Origin of the sequence: Polynucleobacter ibericus, assembly GCF_018687955.1 — a bacterium.
GTDB classification, from domain to species: Bacteria; Pseudomonadota; Gammaproteobacteria; order Burkholderiales; family Burkholderiaceae; genus Polynucleobacter; species Polynucleobacter ibericus.
This window is the reverse complement of the sequence record NZ_CP061309.1, coordinates 224,497-242,148: the sequence shown is the minus strand read 5'-3', so window position 1 is coordinate 242,148 and position 17,652 is coordinate 224,497. Positions and strand designations below refer to the sequence as shown.

General features: G+C 45.4%; 16 protein-coding genes. 4 read left to right on the top strand and 12 right to left on the bottom strand.

What is annotated here, in order from left to right; genetic code table 11:
- Positions 1-34: 34 nt before the first annotated feature.
- Together AOC20_RS01280 and AOC20_RS01275 are read left to right on the top strand one after the other, a co-directional pair.
- Positions 35-1,507, top strand: a complete 1,473-nt coding sequence (locus tag AOC20_RS01280; protein ID WP_215360770.1) for a cryptochrome/photolyase family protein — start codon at positions 35-37, stop codon at positions 1,505-1,507.
- Between the two features lie 39 nt (positions 1,508-1,546).
- Positions 1,547-2,386, top strand: a complete 840-nt coding sequence (locus AOC20_RS01275; protein WP_215360769.1) for a symmetrical bis(5'-nucleosyl)-tetraphosphatase — start codon at positions 1,547-1,549, stop codon at positions 2,384-2,386.
- A gap of 26 nt (positions 2,387-2,412) precedes the next feature.
- Here the strand turns inward: AOC20_RS01275 and hemL are convergent, their stop codons facing one another.
- The 10 genes from hemL to AOC20_RS01225 all read right to left on the bottom strand — a co-directional run bounded on the left by hemL (position 2,413) and on the right by AOC20_RS01225 (position 13,060).
- On the bottom strand, positions 2,413-3,714 hold the full coding sequence (gene hemL, locus AOC20_RS01270; RefSeq protein ID WP_215360768.1) for a glutamate-1-semialdehyde 2,1-aminomutase: 1,302 nt from the start codon (positions 3,712-3,714) through the stop codon (positions 2,413-2,415).
- 11 nt (positions 3,715-3,725) lie between these two features.
- Positions 3,726-3,896 (bottom strand): rubredoxin, encoded by a 171-nt coding sequence (locus AOC20_RS01265; RefSeq protein ID WP_071464595.1) that lies wholly within the window; start codon positions 3,894-3,896, stop codon positions 3,726-3,728.
- A 65-nt stretch (positions 3,897-3,961) separates the two neighbouring features.
- Positions 3,962-5,404: a THUMP domain-containing class I SAM-dependent RNA methyltransferase gene (locus tag AOC20_RS01260; RefSeq protein WP_215360767.1), complete on the bottom strand. Its 1,443-nt coding sequence runs from the start codon at positions 5,402-5,404 to the stop codon at positions 3,962-3,964.
- Between the two features lie 43 nt (positions 5,405-5,447).
- Entirely contained in the window at positions 5,448-5,873 is a 426-nt protein-coding gene (locus AOC20_RS01255; protein ID WP_215360766.1) for a CopD family protein, read from the bottom strand.
- 22 nt (positions 5,874-5,895) lie between these two features.
- Positions 5,896-7,173, bottom strand: coding sequence for a glutamate-5-semialdehyde dehydrogenase (locus AOC20_RS01250; RefSeq protein WP_215360765.1), 1,278 nt, complete (start codon positions 7,171-7,173; stop codon positions 5,896-5,898).
- Positions 7,174-7,205: 32 nt separating this feature from the next.
- On the bottom strand, positions 7,206-8,267 hold the full coding sequence (gene holA / locus AOC20_RS01245; RefSeq protein WP_215360764.1) for a DNA polymerase III subunit delta: 1,062 nt from the start codon (positions 8,265-8,267) through the stop codon (positions 7,206-7,208).
- A gap of 17 nt (positions 8,268-8,284) precedes the next feature.
- Positions 8,285-8,812, bottom strand: a complete 528-nt coding sequence (locus AOC20_RS01240) for an LPS-assembly lipoprotein LptE (RefSeq protein WP_215360762.1) — start codon at positions 8,810-8,812, stop codon at positions 8,285-8,287.
- A gap of 22 nt (positions 8,813-8,834) precedes the next feature.
- Positions 8,835-11,507, bottom strand: a complete 2,673-nt coding sequence (gene leuS, locus AOC20_RS01235; protein ID WP_215360761.1) for a leucine--tRNA ligase — start codon at positions 11,505-11,507, stop codon at positions 8,835-8,837.
- Positions 11,508-11,549: 42 nt separating this feature from the next.
- A complete protein-coding gene (gene dapB / locus AOC20_RS01230; RefSeq protein ID WP_215362072.1) occupies positions 11,550-12,350 on the bottom strand; it encodes a 4-hydroxy-tetrahydrodipicolinate reductase in 801 nt (266 codons plus the stop codon).
- Between the two features lie 71 nt (positions 12,351-12,421).
- The gene (locus AOC20_RS01225) at positions 12,422-13,060 is read right to left on the bottom strand and encodes an outer membrane protein assembly factor BamE (protein WP_251373117.1); all 639 of its coding nucleotides are present in this window, start codon (positions 13,058-13,060) and stop codon (positions 12,422-12,424) included.
- Positions 13,061-13,199: 139 nt separating this feature from the next.
- Here AOC20_RS01225 and fur point away from each other — a divergent pair, with 139 nt between their 5' ends.
- Positions 13,200-13,643 carry a ferric iron uptake transcriptional regulator gene (gene fur / locus AOC20_RS01220; protein ID WP_215362070.1) on the top strand — a complete coding sequence of 148 codons (444 nt, stop codon included), beginning with the start codon at positions 13,200-13,202 and terminating at the stop codon, positions 13,641-13,643.
- A gap of 136 nt (positions 13,644-13,779) precedes the next feature.
- Here fur and gap read toward each other — a convergent pair whose 3' ends face one another.
- Complete coding sequence (gene gap, locus AOC20_RS01215) at positions 13,780-14,808, bottom strand: type I glyceraldehyde-3-phosphate dehydrogenase (protein WP_215360758.1); 1,029 nt, start codon at positions 14,806-14,808, stop codon at positions 13,780-13,782.
- 41 nt (positions 14,809-14,849) lie between these two features.
- Positions 14,850-16,841 carry a transketolase gene (gene tkt, locus AOC20_RS01210; RefSeq protein WP_215360757.1) on the bottom strand — a complete coding sequence of 664 codons (1,992 nt, stop codon included), beginning with the start codon at positions 16,839-16,841 and terminating at the stop codon, positions 14,850-14,852.
- Between the two features lie 43 nt (positions 16,842-16,884).
- On the opposite strand from tkt, the gene AOC20_RS01205 reads away from it, so the two are divergent.
- Positions 16,885-17,646, top strand: a complete 762-nt coding sequence (locus AOC20_RS01205; RefSeq protein ID WP_215360756.1) for a 16S rRNA (uracil(1498)-N(3))-methyltransferase — start codon at positions 16,885-16,887, stop codon at positions 17,644-17,646.
- Positions 17,647-17,652 lie beyond the last annotated feature (6 nt).

Below are 17,652 nucleotides of genomic sequence, written 5' to 3'. Positions count from 1 at the left end.
GCACTTTGGCCGAATAAGCCCTAATATATGGGCTATGCAAAAAGCACTTGTTTGGCTCCGCCGCGATCTTCGTCTTTATGACAATGCCGCCCTTCACCACGCCCTCAAAGAATGTGGCCAGGTTTGGCTTGCCTTCATTTTTGATACCGATATTCTCAAACCCCTACTGAAAGGTGAGCCAGAGGCCAATGGGCTAAAGCACGACCGTCGGGTTGACTTCATTTGGCAAGGTATCAAGCAAATTGACGATGCACTACGAAAACAAGGCGGGGGGCTGATTGTCCGCTTTGGTAAGCCAACCCAATGCATTCCAGAAATTGCCAAAGATTTGGGTGTAAACACCGTCTTTACCAATCACGACTATGAACCTTCAGCTATCGAACGCGACGAGATCGTTAAAGCACAATTAGAAAAACAAGGTATTGGTTTTGAGACTTTTAAAGATCAGGTGATCTTTGAGAAGAAAGAAATTCTCACCAATTCGAATACCGTCTTTTCCATCTTTACCCCTTACAAAAATAATTGGCTCAAAACGCTGCAAGAAAAAGATCTGGCAGCTTATGCATGCAAACCAAAACCAGGTCAGTTTGCAGCCATTCCCAAAAAACTGAATGAGCCACTCCCCTCGCTAGAGTCAATGGGCTTTTGCTCTACCGGTATTGAGAGCTATTTGCCACCTGGCTCAGACGGTGGTCAAGCTTTTTTAGAAGACTTTCTCACTCGTATAGACCAGTACCAAGTAGGTAGAGACTTTCCAGCAATTAAGGGAGTGAGTTACCTCTCCACCCATTTACGCTTTGGCATGCTATCTATCAGGGGGTTAGTACGCGAAGCACATCGCCGTATGCTGGCTGGCAGCATGGGTGCAACGATTTGGTTAAGTGAATTAATCTGGCGCGATTTCTATTTCATGATTCTGGCCAATCATCCGCGCCTTGCACAGGGCGCATCATTTAAGCCTGATTACGACAATATTGCCTGGGAGAGCGGCGCCTCAGCCAAGAAATTATTTACGGCTTGGTGTGAAGGTAAAACGGGTTACCCACTTGTTGATGCAGCAATGCATCAACTCAATCAAAGTGGCTATATGCACAACCGCTTACGGATGGTGGTGGCCAGCTTTCTTACAAAGGATCTTGGTATTGACTGGCGCTGGGGCGAGGCTTATTTTGCAGAGCACCTCAATGACTTTGAACTGTCTTCTAATAACGGTGGTTGGCAGTGGGCATCTTCATCAGGCTGTGATGCTCAGCCTTATTTCCGAATCTTTAACCCCATTACCCAATCAGAGAAATTTGACCCTGAAGGTAAGTTCATCAAACGCTACCTTCCTCAGCTCGATAAGCTTTCCAAGAAGACAATTCATGCCCCCTGGAAAGCCGGTCATATAGAGCTCGAGGCTGCAGGCATCGTTATGGGAAGAGATTACCCCTTACCGGTGGTTGATCATGATGAAGCGCGTAAAAAGACTCTGGTGCGATATAGCGTCGTCAAAAAAATTGCTTAGCCCCAGCAATATCTTTGTATTTCCGCTTTAAGATAAGGTATGAGCAAGATATATGCCGTAGGTGACGTACAAGGCTGCGCACCCTCATTAAAGGCTTTAGTCAAAAAACTTCCACCGAAATCCAAAATGATTTTTCTGGGAGACTTGGTTAATCGTGGTCCTGATTCATTGGGGGCTTTGCGGCAACTCAAGACCCTGCAAGAGTCTGGTCGTGCTGAATGCATTTTAGGCAATCATGATTTACACCTTCTGGCTATTGATGCTGGTCTTCGTAAAACCAAAGGACTGGATACTGTAGAACCTATTTTGCATGCCCCCGATCGTGCCGAGTTGATTCACTGGATTCGGCAGCGCCCTATGGCACTCTCTAATGGCAAGGTTCTGACGGTGCATGCAGGTGTATTGCCGCAATGGGATTTACAACAAACGATTGAATGTGCTCAAGAAGTGGAAAAGGCGCTTCGTAGCAAGTCTTACAAAACCTTTTTAGGCAATATGTATGGCAACACTCCCAACAAGTGGAGTAATTCCCTAAAAGGTTATGAACGCTTACGCGTCATCACCAACGCACTCACTAGAATGCGTTTTTGCAGCCCGACAGGTCAAATGGAATTTGAGAGCAAGGAAGGTCTAGAGGATGGCCCGAAAGGCTATACCCCTTGGTTCATGGCTCCCAAGAGAAAAACTGCTGATGCCTTAATTTACTTTGGGCACTGGTCCACATTGGGTTTACTCCGCAAGCACAATGTCATCGGCCTAGACACAGGTTGTGTTTGGGGTGGAAAGCTCACTGCCCTTGAAATAGCAGACTCAAATAAAGACTCCAAAAATTTAGAGATCATTCAGGTGAGTGGCTATGACCACCCACTCAGAATGTGAAAGCTCACTTGTGACCAAAAGCTTATTTATAGTTTTTTGAATGAACTTTCAGCAGCAGTAACGATAGCATCAATCACTGCATTGTCATGGGCAATCGAAGTAAATCCTGCTTCATACGCTGATGGTGCTAAGTACACTCCTTCATCTAACATCAGATGAAAGAATTTCTTAAAAGCATCAATATTGGTTTTAGTGACTGCTTCAAATGTAGTTGGTACTTGATCGGCAAAGTAAAACCCAAACATACCGCCAACACTATCTACTGCAAAAGGGACACTTGCCTTATCAGCTGCTTGTTTTAATCTTGCCATCAACTTTTCTGTCTGACCAGTTAAACACTCAAAGAAACCTTCCCGAGAAATAATCTCCAAGGTCTTCAAGCCTGCAGCGACCGCTACTGGATTGCCAGATAAGGTTCCCGCCTGATAAACATTTCCTAACGGGGCAAGCTTAGACATGATTTCTTTCTTGCCGCCAAAAGCTGCCATCGGCATACCTCCACCCATTACCTTGCCCAAGCAAGTCAGATCCGGAGTAATGCCTTGCAAGGATTGAGCACCGCCTAGGGCTACCCTAAAGCCGGTCATTACTTCGTCATAAATTAAAACACTGCCATGCTTGCTAGTCAGATGACGTATAGCAGATAAGAATTCTTTTGAAGGCTGAATCAAATTCATATTGCCTGCAATTGGTTCAATAATCACTGCAGCAATTTGATCGCCCTGTTTTTTAAATACCTCTTCAATTGCAGCCACATCGTTGTAAGGCAGAACTAAGGTATGTTTTACCAAATCCTGTGGAACGCCACCAGAGGACGGTGCATTCTGTGTGGAGTCAGCAAAGGTTAATAAGCCAGAACCCGCTTTTACTAGAAGACTATCGGCATGACCGTGATAGCAACCCTCAAACTTGATAATCAAATCACGACCGGTGTAGCCACGAGCTAAACGCAAGGCGCTCATTGTTGCCTCTGTTCCACTCGAAACCATGCGTACCTGCTCAACGCTTGGTATCAAAGCGCAAATGCGCTCAGCTAATTCGATCTCACCTTGAGTGGGTGCACCATAACTAAAACTAGTCTCAGCTGCTTTTTGTACCGCAGCTACTACTTCTGGATTTGCATGGCCCACAATCATAGGACCCCAAGACATAATCAAGTCGATATAGCGCTGATCGTTGGCATCCCAAAAGTAGGGGCCTTTAGCTTTAGTAACAAAACGGGGAACTCCGCCTACTTGACGGAAAGCTCTCACTGGAGAATTCACTCCCCCAGGAATTGTCTTTTGCGCACGCTCAAATAGCGCCTCGTTTTGATCTACTTTTGCCATTATTATTTTAATTAAATTGCCATCATTTCAAAATCTTCTTTACGAGCACCACACTCTGGGCAAGTCCAGTTCATCGGCACATCTTTCCAAAGTGTTCCTGGTGCAATGCCTTCATCAGGCAATCCAGCGGCTTCGTCATAAACCCAACCGCAGATCAAACACATATACGTTTTAAATTCCATCGCTTTTCTCTCCGCTTATCTTTGCTTGTTTTAGCTTATTACTTATTTTACGGTTTTATGGTCACTTAAGCCGGTCGCTTGACATGCATTTCAAACTTGAATAAACGACACTCAAGCGGGCCATTAAATAAAGGTGTGCGCTTGGATTCTTTAATACGCAATTGTCCCGGCAGAGCCATATCCGCAGTCAGAACAAATATATTCCATCCACCAAAATCGTCCTTAAGATGCTGTCCAAACTGGCGTAAAAACTCAACAAACTTTGGATCCTGCTCTTCTTGTGCTTGCAACTTCTTCAAAGACTCACGACTTGAACGCTTAGCGCTTTGACGCCCTGTTTCTAGATTCATCTCAAAGCGATTTTCAGGCTCATCAACATCATCGTATTGCTCATTTTGAGCAGAAGCACGGTCTTGTCCCCGACCACCCTTAATCACCAGACGCTCGCCATAGGGAGGATTTAATAACATCACACCCTCACTAATACCGCCTGGTGGCTTGGCAGCTAAAGCATCAACCTGGCGAACTGCCGGTTGATCTGGTAACTGCGCTCTTTGCCAATTACCCTTGAACATCGATACTAATTTTTCATTAATATCGCCGCCACTAATTTTTAATGCATCAACACTCGGGTATTGTTTACGCTTTTCTAGCATCTGCGCAAGTACGGCTTCTTTTAAATCTACCCAGCGCTTTTGCTCAGTAGTTTCATTGAAAGGCTTCAACCTTTGAAACCCGAAACCGTGGGCAGAGGTCACCAGTGGGCGATAAGCCAAACGACTTGGCTTGGCATCATCACCATACATTCCCGCACGAATCGCACCTGGCGGAATGGACAAAGTCATTTGGGCAGCTTCAATCAAAAAGGTGCCACTACCGCACATCGGATCAAATAAAGCCTGGCCAGGTTTCCAAGCAGTGATTGAAAGAATACCTGCAGCTAAATTTTCTTTTAGGGGTGCATCTCCTTTTTCATCACGCCAACCGCGCTTAAACAAGGCTTCACCTGAGGTATCTAGATAGATTGTGACTTGGGTTGACGTTAAATGGGCTTGTACCCGAACATCCGGAAAAGCAGTATCAATACTGGGTCGATCACCTGTTACATCACGCAAGCGATCCACAATCGCATCTTTAATTTTGAGTGTTGCAAAATTTAAACTCTTTAATGGAGAGCGATGCGCTGTGACATCCACGCGTAAAGTTTGCTTAGAGGTAAACCACTCCTCCCATGCCAAACCACTAGCTAACTTATATAGGTCTTCTTCTTGCCTATAAGGGGATTGCGCCATTTGCAACAGTACACGGCTTGCAATCCGTGAATGCAAGTTCAGCGCCATGGCAGCTGATAATGGTGCGGCAAGGCCAACACCGCCTGTAGGACTAGTTGGGGTGGGATCAATGACCCATGCTCCCAATGCCTTACATTCTGGGCGTCCAGCAATCTCTGCCAGCTCCTGTGCAAGCGGAACTTCCAAACCGCCTGGGCAAACTACAAAAAATCTCATGGGGCTAACAGTCTTAAAAAGGTATTAAAAATATAAATTATGTTTATGGCTTAAACAGCACCAAAGCCACAATAATGACCAGCAAGATCACCGGAACTTCGTTAAACCAACGAAACCAAACGCCTGATCGCTTATTGATGCCGATACGGAATTTCTTGAGCAAGCTTAAACATGCATGGTGGTAGCCGATTACCAAGATTACAAAAAATAATTTGGCGTGCATCCACGCATCGCCACGACCAATACCAAAATGAAGCCAAAGTGCTAGGCCCAGCAATACTGCTGGTACTGCCAAAATGGTCATGAACCGAAAGAGTCGGTCAGCCATACCCAGTAAACGAGCATAAGCCTCAGTATTTTTCTCTTCAGCCAGATTCACAAAAATTCTCGGTAAATAAAATAAGCCGGCAAACCAAGAGGTAATAAATACGATGTGAAAGGTTTTAACCCAGAGGTAGGCATTGCTCATAGTGAATTTACTCTAATTAAATTTAAGTGCGAATCTCGCCATGACCCATGACGATATATTTCAAGGAGGTCAAACCATCTAAACCAACAGGGCCACGAGCATGTAGCTTGTCATTTGAAATCCCGATTTCAGCTCCCAAGCCATATTCAAAGCCATCGGCAAAGCGCGTGCTGGCATTCACCATCACACTCGCACTATCTACCTCACGCAAGAAACGATCAGCTTTGGCCTTGTTATTCGTAATAATGGCATCCGTATGCTTGCTGCCATATTGCTCAATATGATTCATGGCCTCATCAATATTGGCTACCGTTTTGATAGACAAGATTGGCGCTAAATATTCTGTTTGCCAATCTTCTTCTTTGGCATCAACTAAATTCTGAAAGCCATTAGCTTCAAGAGTCTTACGAGTTAATTGATCGACCCGTAGCTCAACGCCCTTATCTTGATAAATCTTGCACAAAATTGGCAATACTTGATTAGCAATCTCTTGATTTACTAGCAAGGTCTCCATCGCATTACATGGGGCATATCTTTGGGTCTTGGCGTTATCGCAAACCTTCACAGCCATTGCTATATCAGCTTCAGCATCAATATAGGTATGACAAATACCATCTAAATGCTTAATCATTGGAACGCGCGCTTCAGCTATTAATCGGGCAATCAAGCTCTTGCCGCCACGTGGCACGATCACATCAATATATTGAGTCATGGTGATCATCTCACCCACCGCACTGCGATCCGTTGTCGTCACTACTTGTACCGCATCTTTAGGCAATCCAGCGGCAGCTAGGCCATCCTGAATAATTTGAGCTAACAGGGTATTAGAATCAATTGCCTCTGAACCGCCACGCAAAATCACTGCATTACCTGACTTTAAGCAGAGGGCAGCTGCATCAATGGTGACATTAGGACGAGACTCATAAATAATGCCAATCACACCGAGCGGAACTCGCATCTGACCAAGTTCAATTCCTGAGGCTTGCTTTTGTAATGGCGTAATTTTTCCAATCGGATCCTCCAAAGAAACAATTTGCTCTAGCCCGAGCGCCATCGTTTCAATAGTTTTTGGAGTCATGGTTAAGCGATCAATAAAGGCAGCATCTTGCCTATTAGCCTTAGCACGCTCTACATCTACTTGATTCACCTTTTGTATTTCATCTGATTTTTGACGAACGACTTTAGCAATGTGTAATAACGATTGATTCTTTTGCTCGCTAGATGCACGCGCCATTGCACGCGATGCAGCTCGCGCTCGCATCCCGATATCCTGCATCATTTCTTTAATAGCTGAACTCATTTCTTAATCTCTTGTGTCTAGTTTCACTCTGCTTAACGCAACAAATTTCCGACCAAACGCAAACCATCCCAGGGATCTGCAGGCAAATCTGGTGCATACAAGCCCTTTACCTGACGATCCAAGCCTGCAGCAACCTGCATTGCTCTGCGTAACTTGAGAGGCTGCACCCTTCTTAATGCTGCTGGGTATAAACGCTCTTTATTTCCCCAAATACGGTTAGCCCGCATCAGATTTTGCACAGACTCACCAGCATCGCTTGCTACCTTGAGCTTAGATAGTATCCGAAGCTCTTCTGTTACGCTCCACAGAATCAACACGAGTGGCTCGCCCTCACCTTTTAAGCCATCTAGCATCCGATTTAACCGAGCTAAATCACCGGCAAGCATTGCTTCGGTTAATTCAAAGACGTTATAGCGCGCCACCTTTAGGATAGAAGAACGAATTTGCTCTTCAGTTAACTTTCCGGTGGGGTACAACAAACCCAGCTTCAGAATTTCTTGGTGGGCTGCAATTAAATTACCCTCAACCTGATCGGCAATAAATTCCAGTGCACGTTGACCTTCTGGACCAGCTTCAACTGCTTGTTCTTGGCGCTTTAATCTCCCAGCAATCCACTGAGGCAAGTGACTACGATCCAAAGAATCAATTTGAATAGCCATGCCAACATCGTCTATAGCGCTAAACCATGCAGAGGTCTTTGTCTTGCCGTCTAAGCGAGGTAGGACAATGCAAACCACGGTATCTGGACCTTCTGAACCCGTTGATTGCGAAGCGATTTGAGATGCAAACTGTTTCAGGGCATCAGCACCATCACGCCCAGGCTTTCCAGTCGGTATGCGCAATTCTACCCAACGCTTATCACCAAACAAAGACATGGTTTGGCCTGCATTTAACAGGGCACTCCAATCAAATCCACGCTCCTGCAACAGGACTTCACGCTCAGTAAAGTTTTGCTTCTTGGCGGCAGATCTCAGTTGATCCATAGCCTCCATCATGAGCAAGGGCTCATCACCACTAAATACATATAGCGGCAACAAGGCCCCGCCCGAACTCAGGGACTTGAGGTGTACTTGCAGGGCATCTACCTTAACCATGCGAATCTGGATATACCTTAGAACGCTCTAGATTGTGGTGATTTAGCAGTAGCTGCAACACGTCGCAAAATCTGAATTGCCAAGTCACGTCGCATTAACGCCAAGAACTGCTGCATTTGCACATCTGTTGCCAATACAGTTGAAACGCTAAAGTCCATATCGCGAGTCATGTAAATCTCAGCTTCTGGTACCACTTCAGCTCCAGTCAAATCAAAAGCTCTAAAGCCAACACGAATGTTTAAGCGATAGGCTGATACCTGGCCAGTAGAGTTATAAGCTAGGATCTCACGACCATTAATGTCATTCGTGATCTCCAGGATGAGATCAGCATCCTTAGGATTAATAGCAACCTTTGCGTCAGTACCCGTCAAAATTGCTGTTTGTAAATCAGCCCTCAGGGGAGGAGAAGGATTACCGGTGATTGCAATCACCTTAAATGGTAAATCGACCATGCCCCGCAAACGAAAACCACAAGCAATCAGACCGCCAAGAGGTGCAGTGGCAATTAAACCCAGCATTGCACGTCGAAGTTGATTTACGCTCATCGCTTTAGTTTCTATAAATAGGTTAGGCAACAATATTGACCAAACGACCAGGCACCACAATGACTTTTTTAGGAGCGCCTCCATTTAATACTTTTTGTGCAGACTCACTTTGAAGTGCCAAAGTTTCGACTTGCTCTTTACTGGCATCAGCGGGCACCTTAATATCTCCTCGCAATTTACCGTTAATTTGCAACATCAAAGTAAGCTCTGTTTGCACTAAAGCAGCTTCATCTACAGCAGGCCAAGGAGCATCGAGTAGAGGGCCAAAAGACTTTTCATACCCCAAGTCTTTCCACAACACATGGGTCAAGTGAGGGACTACTGGGTACAGTACACGCAACAAGATACTCAAACACTCGCGCAAGACTGGTGGGCTAATCGCGGCATTTTGATCTAACTTAATTGGCTCAAGAATATTTAGCATCTTCATTGCAGCCGATACGACAGTGTTGTACTGGCGACGTTGATAGTCAAAATTAGCTTGCTTCAAGATCGCATGGACTTCACGACGCAACTCTCTCTCAGCATCACTCAAGTTACCAGGCAAGCTATCGGTTACATCGCGTAGTAAGCCGGCTTGACTGCTTGAATACATCCATACTCGCCGCAAGAAGCGGGAGGCGCCATCCACACCAGCGCCAGACCATTCAAGCTGCTGCTCAGGGGGAGCTGCAAACATAACAAATAAACGAGCAGTATCAGCACCATATTGATCGATCAAAGCCTGAGGATCAACGCCATTATTCTTACTCTTAGACATCTTCTCAACGCCACCAATCACTACCGGGGTATTAGAGGTGTCACCTATTAACTTAGCCCCTTGAGGGCGACCTTTTTCATCAAGATCTAACTCCACATCCAATGGATTAAGCCAAGTCTTTTTACCGGAAGCATCTTCAGAATAGTAGGTCTCATTTAGAACCATGCCTTGTGTGAGCAAATTCTGAAAAGGCTCGTCAAAGGTAATGAGATTGAGATCACGCATCACCTTGGTCCAGAAACGCGCATAGAGTAAATGCAAAATTGCATGTTCAATACCGCCAATGTATTGATCCATTGGCATCCAATATTCATTGCGCTCATCCACCATAGTCTTCGCATTCGGACCGGTATAGCGCATGAAATACCAAGAAGAATCCACAAAGGTATCCATCGTGTCAGTTTCACGACGAGCAGGTTTGCCACACTTCGGACAATTCACATTTAAAAAGTCTGCACGTTTATTAAGCGGATTGCCACTACCATCTGGTACGCAATCTTCTGGCAAAACCACTGGCAAATCAGCCTCGGGCACCGGTACTGCACCGCATCCAGGCTTACTATCATCGCCGCAATGAATAATCGGAATTGGCGTACCCCAATAACGCTGACGAGAAATACCCCAGTCACGCAAACGATAAGTCGTCTTCATTTCACCAATACCGAGTTTTTCCAACTCCTTTGCAACGGCACTGACTGCTTCGTCATGTGATAGCCCATCAAACTGAGCGCTATTGAAACAAACTACGCCTTCCTTCTGGGCATACCAATCTTCCCAACGAGTCGCATTAAACATTGGCGACTCGCCCTTGAGGGCAATCACTTGTTTAATTGGCAAGTCATACTTCAGGGCAAACGCGAAGTCACGCTCATCATGTGCGGGCACACCCATCACAGCGCCATCGCCATAAGACATTAATACATAGTTCCCAACCCAGACAGGGACCGGCTCATGTGTCAAAGGATGTGTGACATACAAACCGGTAAACATACCTTCTTTTTCTTGGGTAGCTAGATCGGCTTCGATCACACTACCGGTTTTGCATTTCTCAATAAATGCGGCGAGCTCTGGATTATTGGCTGCTGCTTTAGTTGCCAAAGGATGTTCAGCCGCTACCGCACAGAAAGTAACACCCATGATGGTGTCTGCTCGTGTAGTAAAAACATACAACTGACCATCTTGAATAAAGTTACCATGGTCGTCAGCAATATCGTGTTTAAAAGCAAAACGTACACCGCGACTTTTGCCAATCCAGTTTTGTTGCATGGTCTTGACGCGTTCGGGCCAGCCTAAGCCATCCAAACCAGAAAGTAATTGCTCCGCATAAGCAGTGATGTTGAAGTAATAACCTGGAATCTCGCGCTTCTCAACTAATGCACCAGAGCGCCAGCCACGACCATCAATCACTTGTTCATTTGCTAGAACAGTTTGATCAATTGGATCCCAATTTACTACTTGAGTCTTGCGATAGGCAATACCTTTTTCCAACATCTTCAAAAAGAGCCACTGGTTCCAGCGATAGTAATCAGGACTACAAGTTGCAACTTCACGTGACCAGTCAATGGCTAAACCCATCGCAGCCATTTGCTTCTTCATGTATGCAATGTTGTCGTAAGTCCACTTCGCTGGTGGAACATTGTTCTGTATCGCAGCATTTTCTGCAGGCATACCAAATGCATCCCAACCCATAGGCATGAGAACGTTATAGCCCTGCATGCGTAGCTGGCGTGCCATCACATCATTAATCGTGTAGTTGCGCACATGACCCATGTGCAATTTCCCAGATGGATAAGGCAACATCGAGCAGGCGTAATACTTTGGCTTTTGCTTACCTTGTGCATCAACTACGTTCTCTGATACTTGATAGACTTGCGCAGCTTCCCAATCAGCTTGCGCTGCCGCTTCAATGCTGCGGTAGTCGTAATCCTTACTCATTCTTAAACAACTCTTTTCTTCTATTTTTAATTGATTGACTGTTTACTTGCGTAAACCAAGCACATCTTGCATGTCGAATAAACCAGCATTTTGATTTTGTAAGAAACGTGCTGCACGCAGTGATCCCTGTGCGTAGGACTGACGGCTTGAAGATTTATGACTGATTTCAATTCGCTCGCCATCGCCAGCAAATAAAACAGTGTGATCTCCGACAATATCGCCACCACGAATAGTTGCAAAACCAATCGACCCCTCTTTACGTTCGCCGGTATGACCTTCGCGCGCATACACCGCAACATCATCGAGCTTTTCACCTAGAGCATCTGCAATGACTTCACCCATCTTCAGTGCAGTACCGGAAGGAGCATCTACCTTATGCTTATGATGGGCTTCAATAATCTCAATGTCATAGCCTTGATTGAGCATCTTGGCAGCGATCTCTAGGAGCTTAAAAGTTGCATTGACACCCACGCTCATATTTGGCGCAAACACAATTGCCAATTTAGTAGAGGCTTTTTTCAGGCTGGCAATTTGCTCAGTAGTCAGACCGGTAGTACCAATAATCATTTTGGTACCCGTCTTTTCAGCAACAGCCAAATGCGCCATTGTGCCTTCAGGCCTAGTGAAGTCGATTAAGAACTCTGCATTTGTTAATACTTGAATCACATCAGAAGAAATCAATACTCCTGTCTTTTTACCCAAGAACGCACCAGCGTCTTCACCCAACTGTGGACAAGAAGTATGTTCTAACGCTCCAACCAATTGCGCATCCGCTGTATTGAGAACAGCCTCAATCAACATCTTCCCCATACGACCTGTTGCGCCTGCAATTGCAATTTTCATCATCTGTTTCTTCGCTTCTTAATTAAGTGAGCCAAAACGATTTTTTGGCATCAATATAAAAATGATTTCTATTATTTGGGATCCGCTGGCTTTGGCACATCATTTAATGTGCCGGGCCCTAACTGCGGAGATGGTGTATCTGCACCCTTTTTTGAAGAACCAAAAAAGTCCCAGAACGAACTGCTGGTATTGGCCGGCGGTATGGGTGTACCTGCTGCTAAATTATCCGTCTTGCTTGGTACTAACACTTCTGGTTGCTGCAATGGCGGAGTAACTGGTGGCTTATTAGCCCCAGTCACGACATCCCAAAACGAGCGCTTTGTTTTTGCGTAGTTATCAATCTCAGCAACCATTTCAATTTCAGTTGGGAGTGCATCACCTTCAAACTTAACCACCTTATCGCCATTAAAGAAGATTGTGACGCGACGCTCTTTACTAATCGGTTGACCAGAGCGCTTAAATTCAAAAATGTAATCCCAACGGTTTGCATGGAAGTAACTTGCCAATAAAGGAGTTCCTAAAATTTGACGCACCTGTTCGCGACTCATCCCTAATTGCAACTTGGCGTATTGCTCGCTTGAAATAAAATTACCCTGAACAACGTCAGGAACATATGGCCTAAAAATCTTATTCATCCAAGCGCGTTGGGTTTCATCAACTGCAGAGGTGCACCCCACAGCACCCAACAATCCAAACAGGGCGAGAGCCACAATTCCCAATCGAATAGGTGAGAACGTCCCCCTTAAAACAGGGTTTAAAAAGCGGGAAAAAAGTTCAAGGCAATTTTGCATGGCTGGCCGTATCATTAAGACATTGATTTTAGCTCCCAATGCCATAAATATGACCCAAATCCCTACCCCTGAAGATTTACGCGGTATCGGCCTAAAAGCAACCGGGCCACGGATGAAAATCCTCGATTTTTTTCATCAAAACGGTGGCACTCACTTTAGCGCCGAAGACGTCTTTATGGCCCTAGCCAAGGACGACAAAGAGATAGGCTTAGCAACGGTTTATCGAGTTCTTACCCAGTTTGAGCAGGCAGGCCTTCTCCTTCGGAGTCACTTTGAATCCAGCAAGGGTGATAGCAGGGCGATTTATGAGCTCAATGAGGGCCAACACCACGATCATTTAGTTTGTATTGATTGTGGTCATGTTGAAGAGTTTGTAGATGAAGCTATTGAGAAAAGGCAGCGAGATATCGCTAAAAACCTCGGTTTTAAGCTTCAAGAGCATTCTTTGGCAATGTATGGCCAATGCCAGAAGAAGAATTGCCGCAACAAACAGCCCAAATAAAACAGAGCAAATAAGCAGTTTTTAGCTCTCTCGAAGCAAAAAAGACCTCAATTTGAGGTCTTTTTTACAAAATTAAGCTTAAAAAGTAGATTTAAGCGTTTTTTAGCAACTTTTAGCTTATTTTAAAAGCATTTAATTACTTTACCGCCATCAGAGCTTCAGCAGCATTCAACATCTGCACTGAATAACCCCACTCGTTGTCATACCAAGCCAATACCTTCACCAACTTGCCATCTGCTGAAACGCGAGTTTGAGAGGCATCGTAAATACTAGGACGTGGGTCATGATTAAAGTCGATAGACACTAAAGGCAAAGTATTAAAGCCCAAAATGCCTTTGAGTTCGCCTTCGCTAGCATCCTTCAGGATTGAGTTCACTTCGTCAACGCTGGTAGCTCGGCTGGCTGCAAAAGTTAAATCAACAACAGAAACATTAATTACTGGTACACGCATTGCGAAACCATCAAAGCGACCGGCTAATGCCGGGAGCACTAAACCAACCGCTTTAGCAGCGCCAGTCTTCGTGGGGATCATGCTTGAAACAGCAGAACGCGCACGACGCATATCCTTGTGATACACATCAGTCAATACCTGATCGTTTGTAAATGCATGAATCGTTGTCATCAAACCAGATTCAATACCAATCTTTTCTAGAAGCGGTTTAACCAACGGAGCCAAACAGTTTGTTGTGCAGCTTGCGTTGGAAACGACTACATCACTTGGCTTCAATACGTTTTGATTTACGCCATACACAATCGTTGCGTCCACATCTTTTTCGCCGGGAGCTGAAATCAATACTTTCTTAGCGCCCTGCTGGATATGAATCATGGCTTTTTCTTTGGAAGTGAACTTACCCGTGCATTCCAACACTAAATCGACACCTAGCTCACCCCATGGAGTTTCCGCAGGGTTACGTGTACAGAACATTTTGATGCGATCGCCATTTACCACCATGCAATCGCCATCGACTGAAACCTCAGCTGGAAAGCGGCCGTGGGCTGAATCATATTGGGTCAGGTGCGCATTGATAGCAATATCACCCATCGCATTAATTGCGACGATCTTGATATCACGACGTGGTTTACCATTTGCCTGATCTTCGTACAAAGCACGCAAGACCATGCGGCCAATACGTCCGTAACCATTAATTGCGACGCGAATTGTCATTTATTTCCCCTTGCTAATATTGAATTTATTACGTACTTTGCTTATCTATTGACGATGCATTGCTTAACAGTTTTTGCAATTTGATCAACTGTTAAGCCAAAATATTCATACAACACTGGTGCTGGTGCTGACTCTCCAAAAGTATCTACGCCATGCACAGCTGCGCATCCATACTTCCACCAGAAATCACTAACCCCTGCTTCAACCGCAATGCGTGGAATATTGGCAGGCAATACTTTCGCTTTGTAGGCGGCATCTTGTTGGTCAAAGACAGTAGTTGACGGAATTGAAACAACACGAATTCCTAAACCTTCTTCACCTAAGCGTTCTGCAGTTTGTAATGCGAGTGCAATTTCAGAACCAGTAGCAATAATGACCGCATCAATCTTGCCGGTGGGGTCACGCAATACGTATCCACCGCGTGCAATATCTTTAATTTGCGCAGCACTACGAGGGACAAACGGGCAGTTCTGACGACTAAAGATTAAGGCGCTAGGACCGTTTTTACGTTCAATCGCTGAACCCCAAGCCACGGCGCTCTCAGTGGTGTCGCAAGGGCGCCAAACCATTAAATTTGGGATCAAGCGCAAACTTGCTACGTGCTCCACAGACTGGTGAGTTGGACCATCCTCGCCTAAACCAATCGAGTCGTGAGTAAATACAAAAATACTACGTAACTTCATCAACGCCGCCATACGCAAGGCATTGCGGCTGTAATCAGAGAAGGTTAAGAACGTACCGCCAAATGGAATATAGCCACCATGCAGAGCGATACCGTTCATGATGGCGCTCATGCCAAATTCACGCACACCATAATTAATGTGATTACCCCATTGATCACCACGTACCGGTTTGCATGTAGACCAATTGGTAAGGTTAGATCCAGTTAAGTCAGCAGAGCCGCCCATAAATTCAGGCAAAGCAGGAGCCAAAGCTTCAATCGCATTTTGGCTGGCTTTGCGCGTAGCAATAGTCTCGGCTTTAGTTTGGCAAGTTTTTAAATAGGCATTTAATGTGGATGAGAAATCTTTTGACAATTCACCTGCCATACGACGTTGCAATTCAGAAGCAAGTTCTGGGAATTTGTTTTTATATTTTTGAAACTCTTTATTCCATTCATGCTCAGCAGCTTGACCGCGCTTTTTAAAATCCCATGCCGCATAAATATCTTTCGGAATTTCAAATGGGGCATATGGCCAATTGAGTGCAACACGCGTAGCTGCAATTTCAGTAGCGCCCAATGGTGAACCGTGGACCTTGTCGCTACCCGCCATATTCGGCGAGCCTTGACCAATCGCCGTCTTGCAGCAGATCAGGGTAGGTTTGTCACTCTTTTTGGCTTTGGTAATTGCAGCAGATACCGCTTCGGCATCGTGACCATCCACATCACGAATGACATTCCAACCATAAGCTTCAAAGCGCTTAGGGGTATCTTCATTAAACCAAGAAACCACTTTGCCATCGATCGATATACCGTTGTCATCCCATAAGGCAATTAACTTATTAAGCTTGAGTGTGCCTGCTAAAGAGCAAACCTCATGACTGATGCCTTCCATCAGGCAACCGTCACCTAAAAACACATACGTGTAGTGATCAACGATGTTGTAACCAGGACGATTAAATTCTTCTGCTAATAATTTTTCTGCGAGAGCCATTCCCACTGCATTAGAAATTCCCTGGCCCAATGGACCAGTGGTTGTTTCCACTCCCGGAGTAATTCCGTACTCTGGATGTCCTGGAGTTTTGCTATGCAATTGGCGGAAATTTTTTAACTCATCGATTGGCAAGTCGTAACCTGAAAGATGCAACAAGGAATACAACAACATCGAACCATGACCATTGGATAAAACAAAACGATCACGGTCAATCCAATGTGGGTCTGTTGGGTTGTGCTTTAAATGTTCATTCCAAAGACCAACAGCAATATCTGCCATACCCATCGGCATCCCAGGGTGCCCTGAATTTGCTTGCTGTACTGCATCCATGGATAAAGCGCGAATGGCATTGGCCATACGGATTTGAAGGTTTGACATCGTAAAAGTGGTCTCTGGAAAATTAATTGGCTATATTTCAGTAATGCCTCAATTTTATCTTCCCGGACCATGGGAGTCCCAAAAGCCAACTACCCTCACCCCTGAGGTTGCCCACCATTTGCGCGTAAGGCGCGTCCAAGCCGGAGAATTCTTCGCGGTATTTGATGGAAAAGGTCAAATAGCCAAGGGTGAGCTCCTCTCTTTGAGCGGAAAAACAGGCCAAGTTCAGCTAAGCGAAATCCGCACAGACACCCATCGCGAAACCCCTTATGCCATCACTTTGGCCCAAGGGCTTGCTGGTGGGGACAAAATGGACTGGATTGTTGAAAAAGCCGTTGAGACTGGTGCGCAGAATATCGCCTCCATGCAATGTGAGCGCTCTATCCTGAAGCTCACTCGCTCAAGCGACCTAGAGCGCGCCCAAAAACGTCTCGCTCACTGGGCAGGCATCATTCAAGCGGCCTGTGAACAATGCGACCGAACTGTTTTTGCAAGCCTAGAACCAATTCAAACCTTTGAGGCCTATTTAAAGGCTAGCCCAAAACCCGCTCTAAAACTATTGCTGAGTCCCGAAGCAACCAAAAGCATGTATTCAGTGCTACTTGAAAATAATCCTCAAGATATCGTCTTAATGATCGGACCTGAAGGAGGTCACTCCCCTGAGGAAGAGGCTCAGGCCGAGGCTGCTGGCTATCAATTGGTTTCTTTAGGTGAACGGGTGCTGAGAACTGAAACCGCTGGTGTAGTGGCTATTACAGCCGTTCATAGCGTGTGGAACCCTGAAATGCAAAATCGCCTCAAGTAGAGGCGA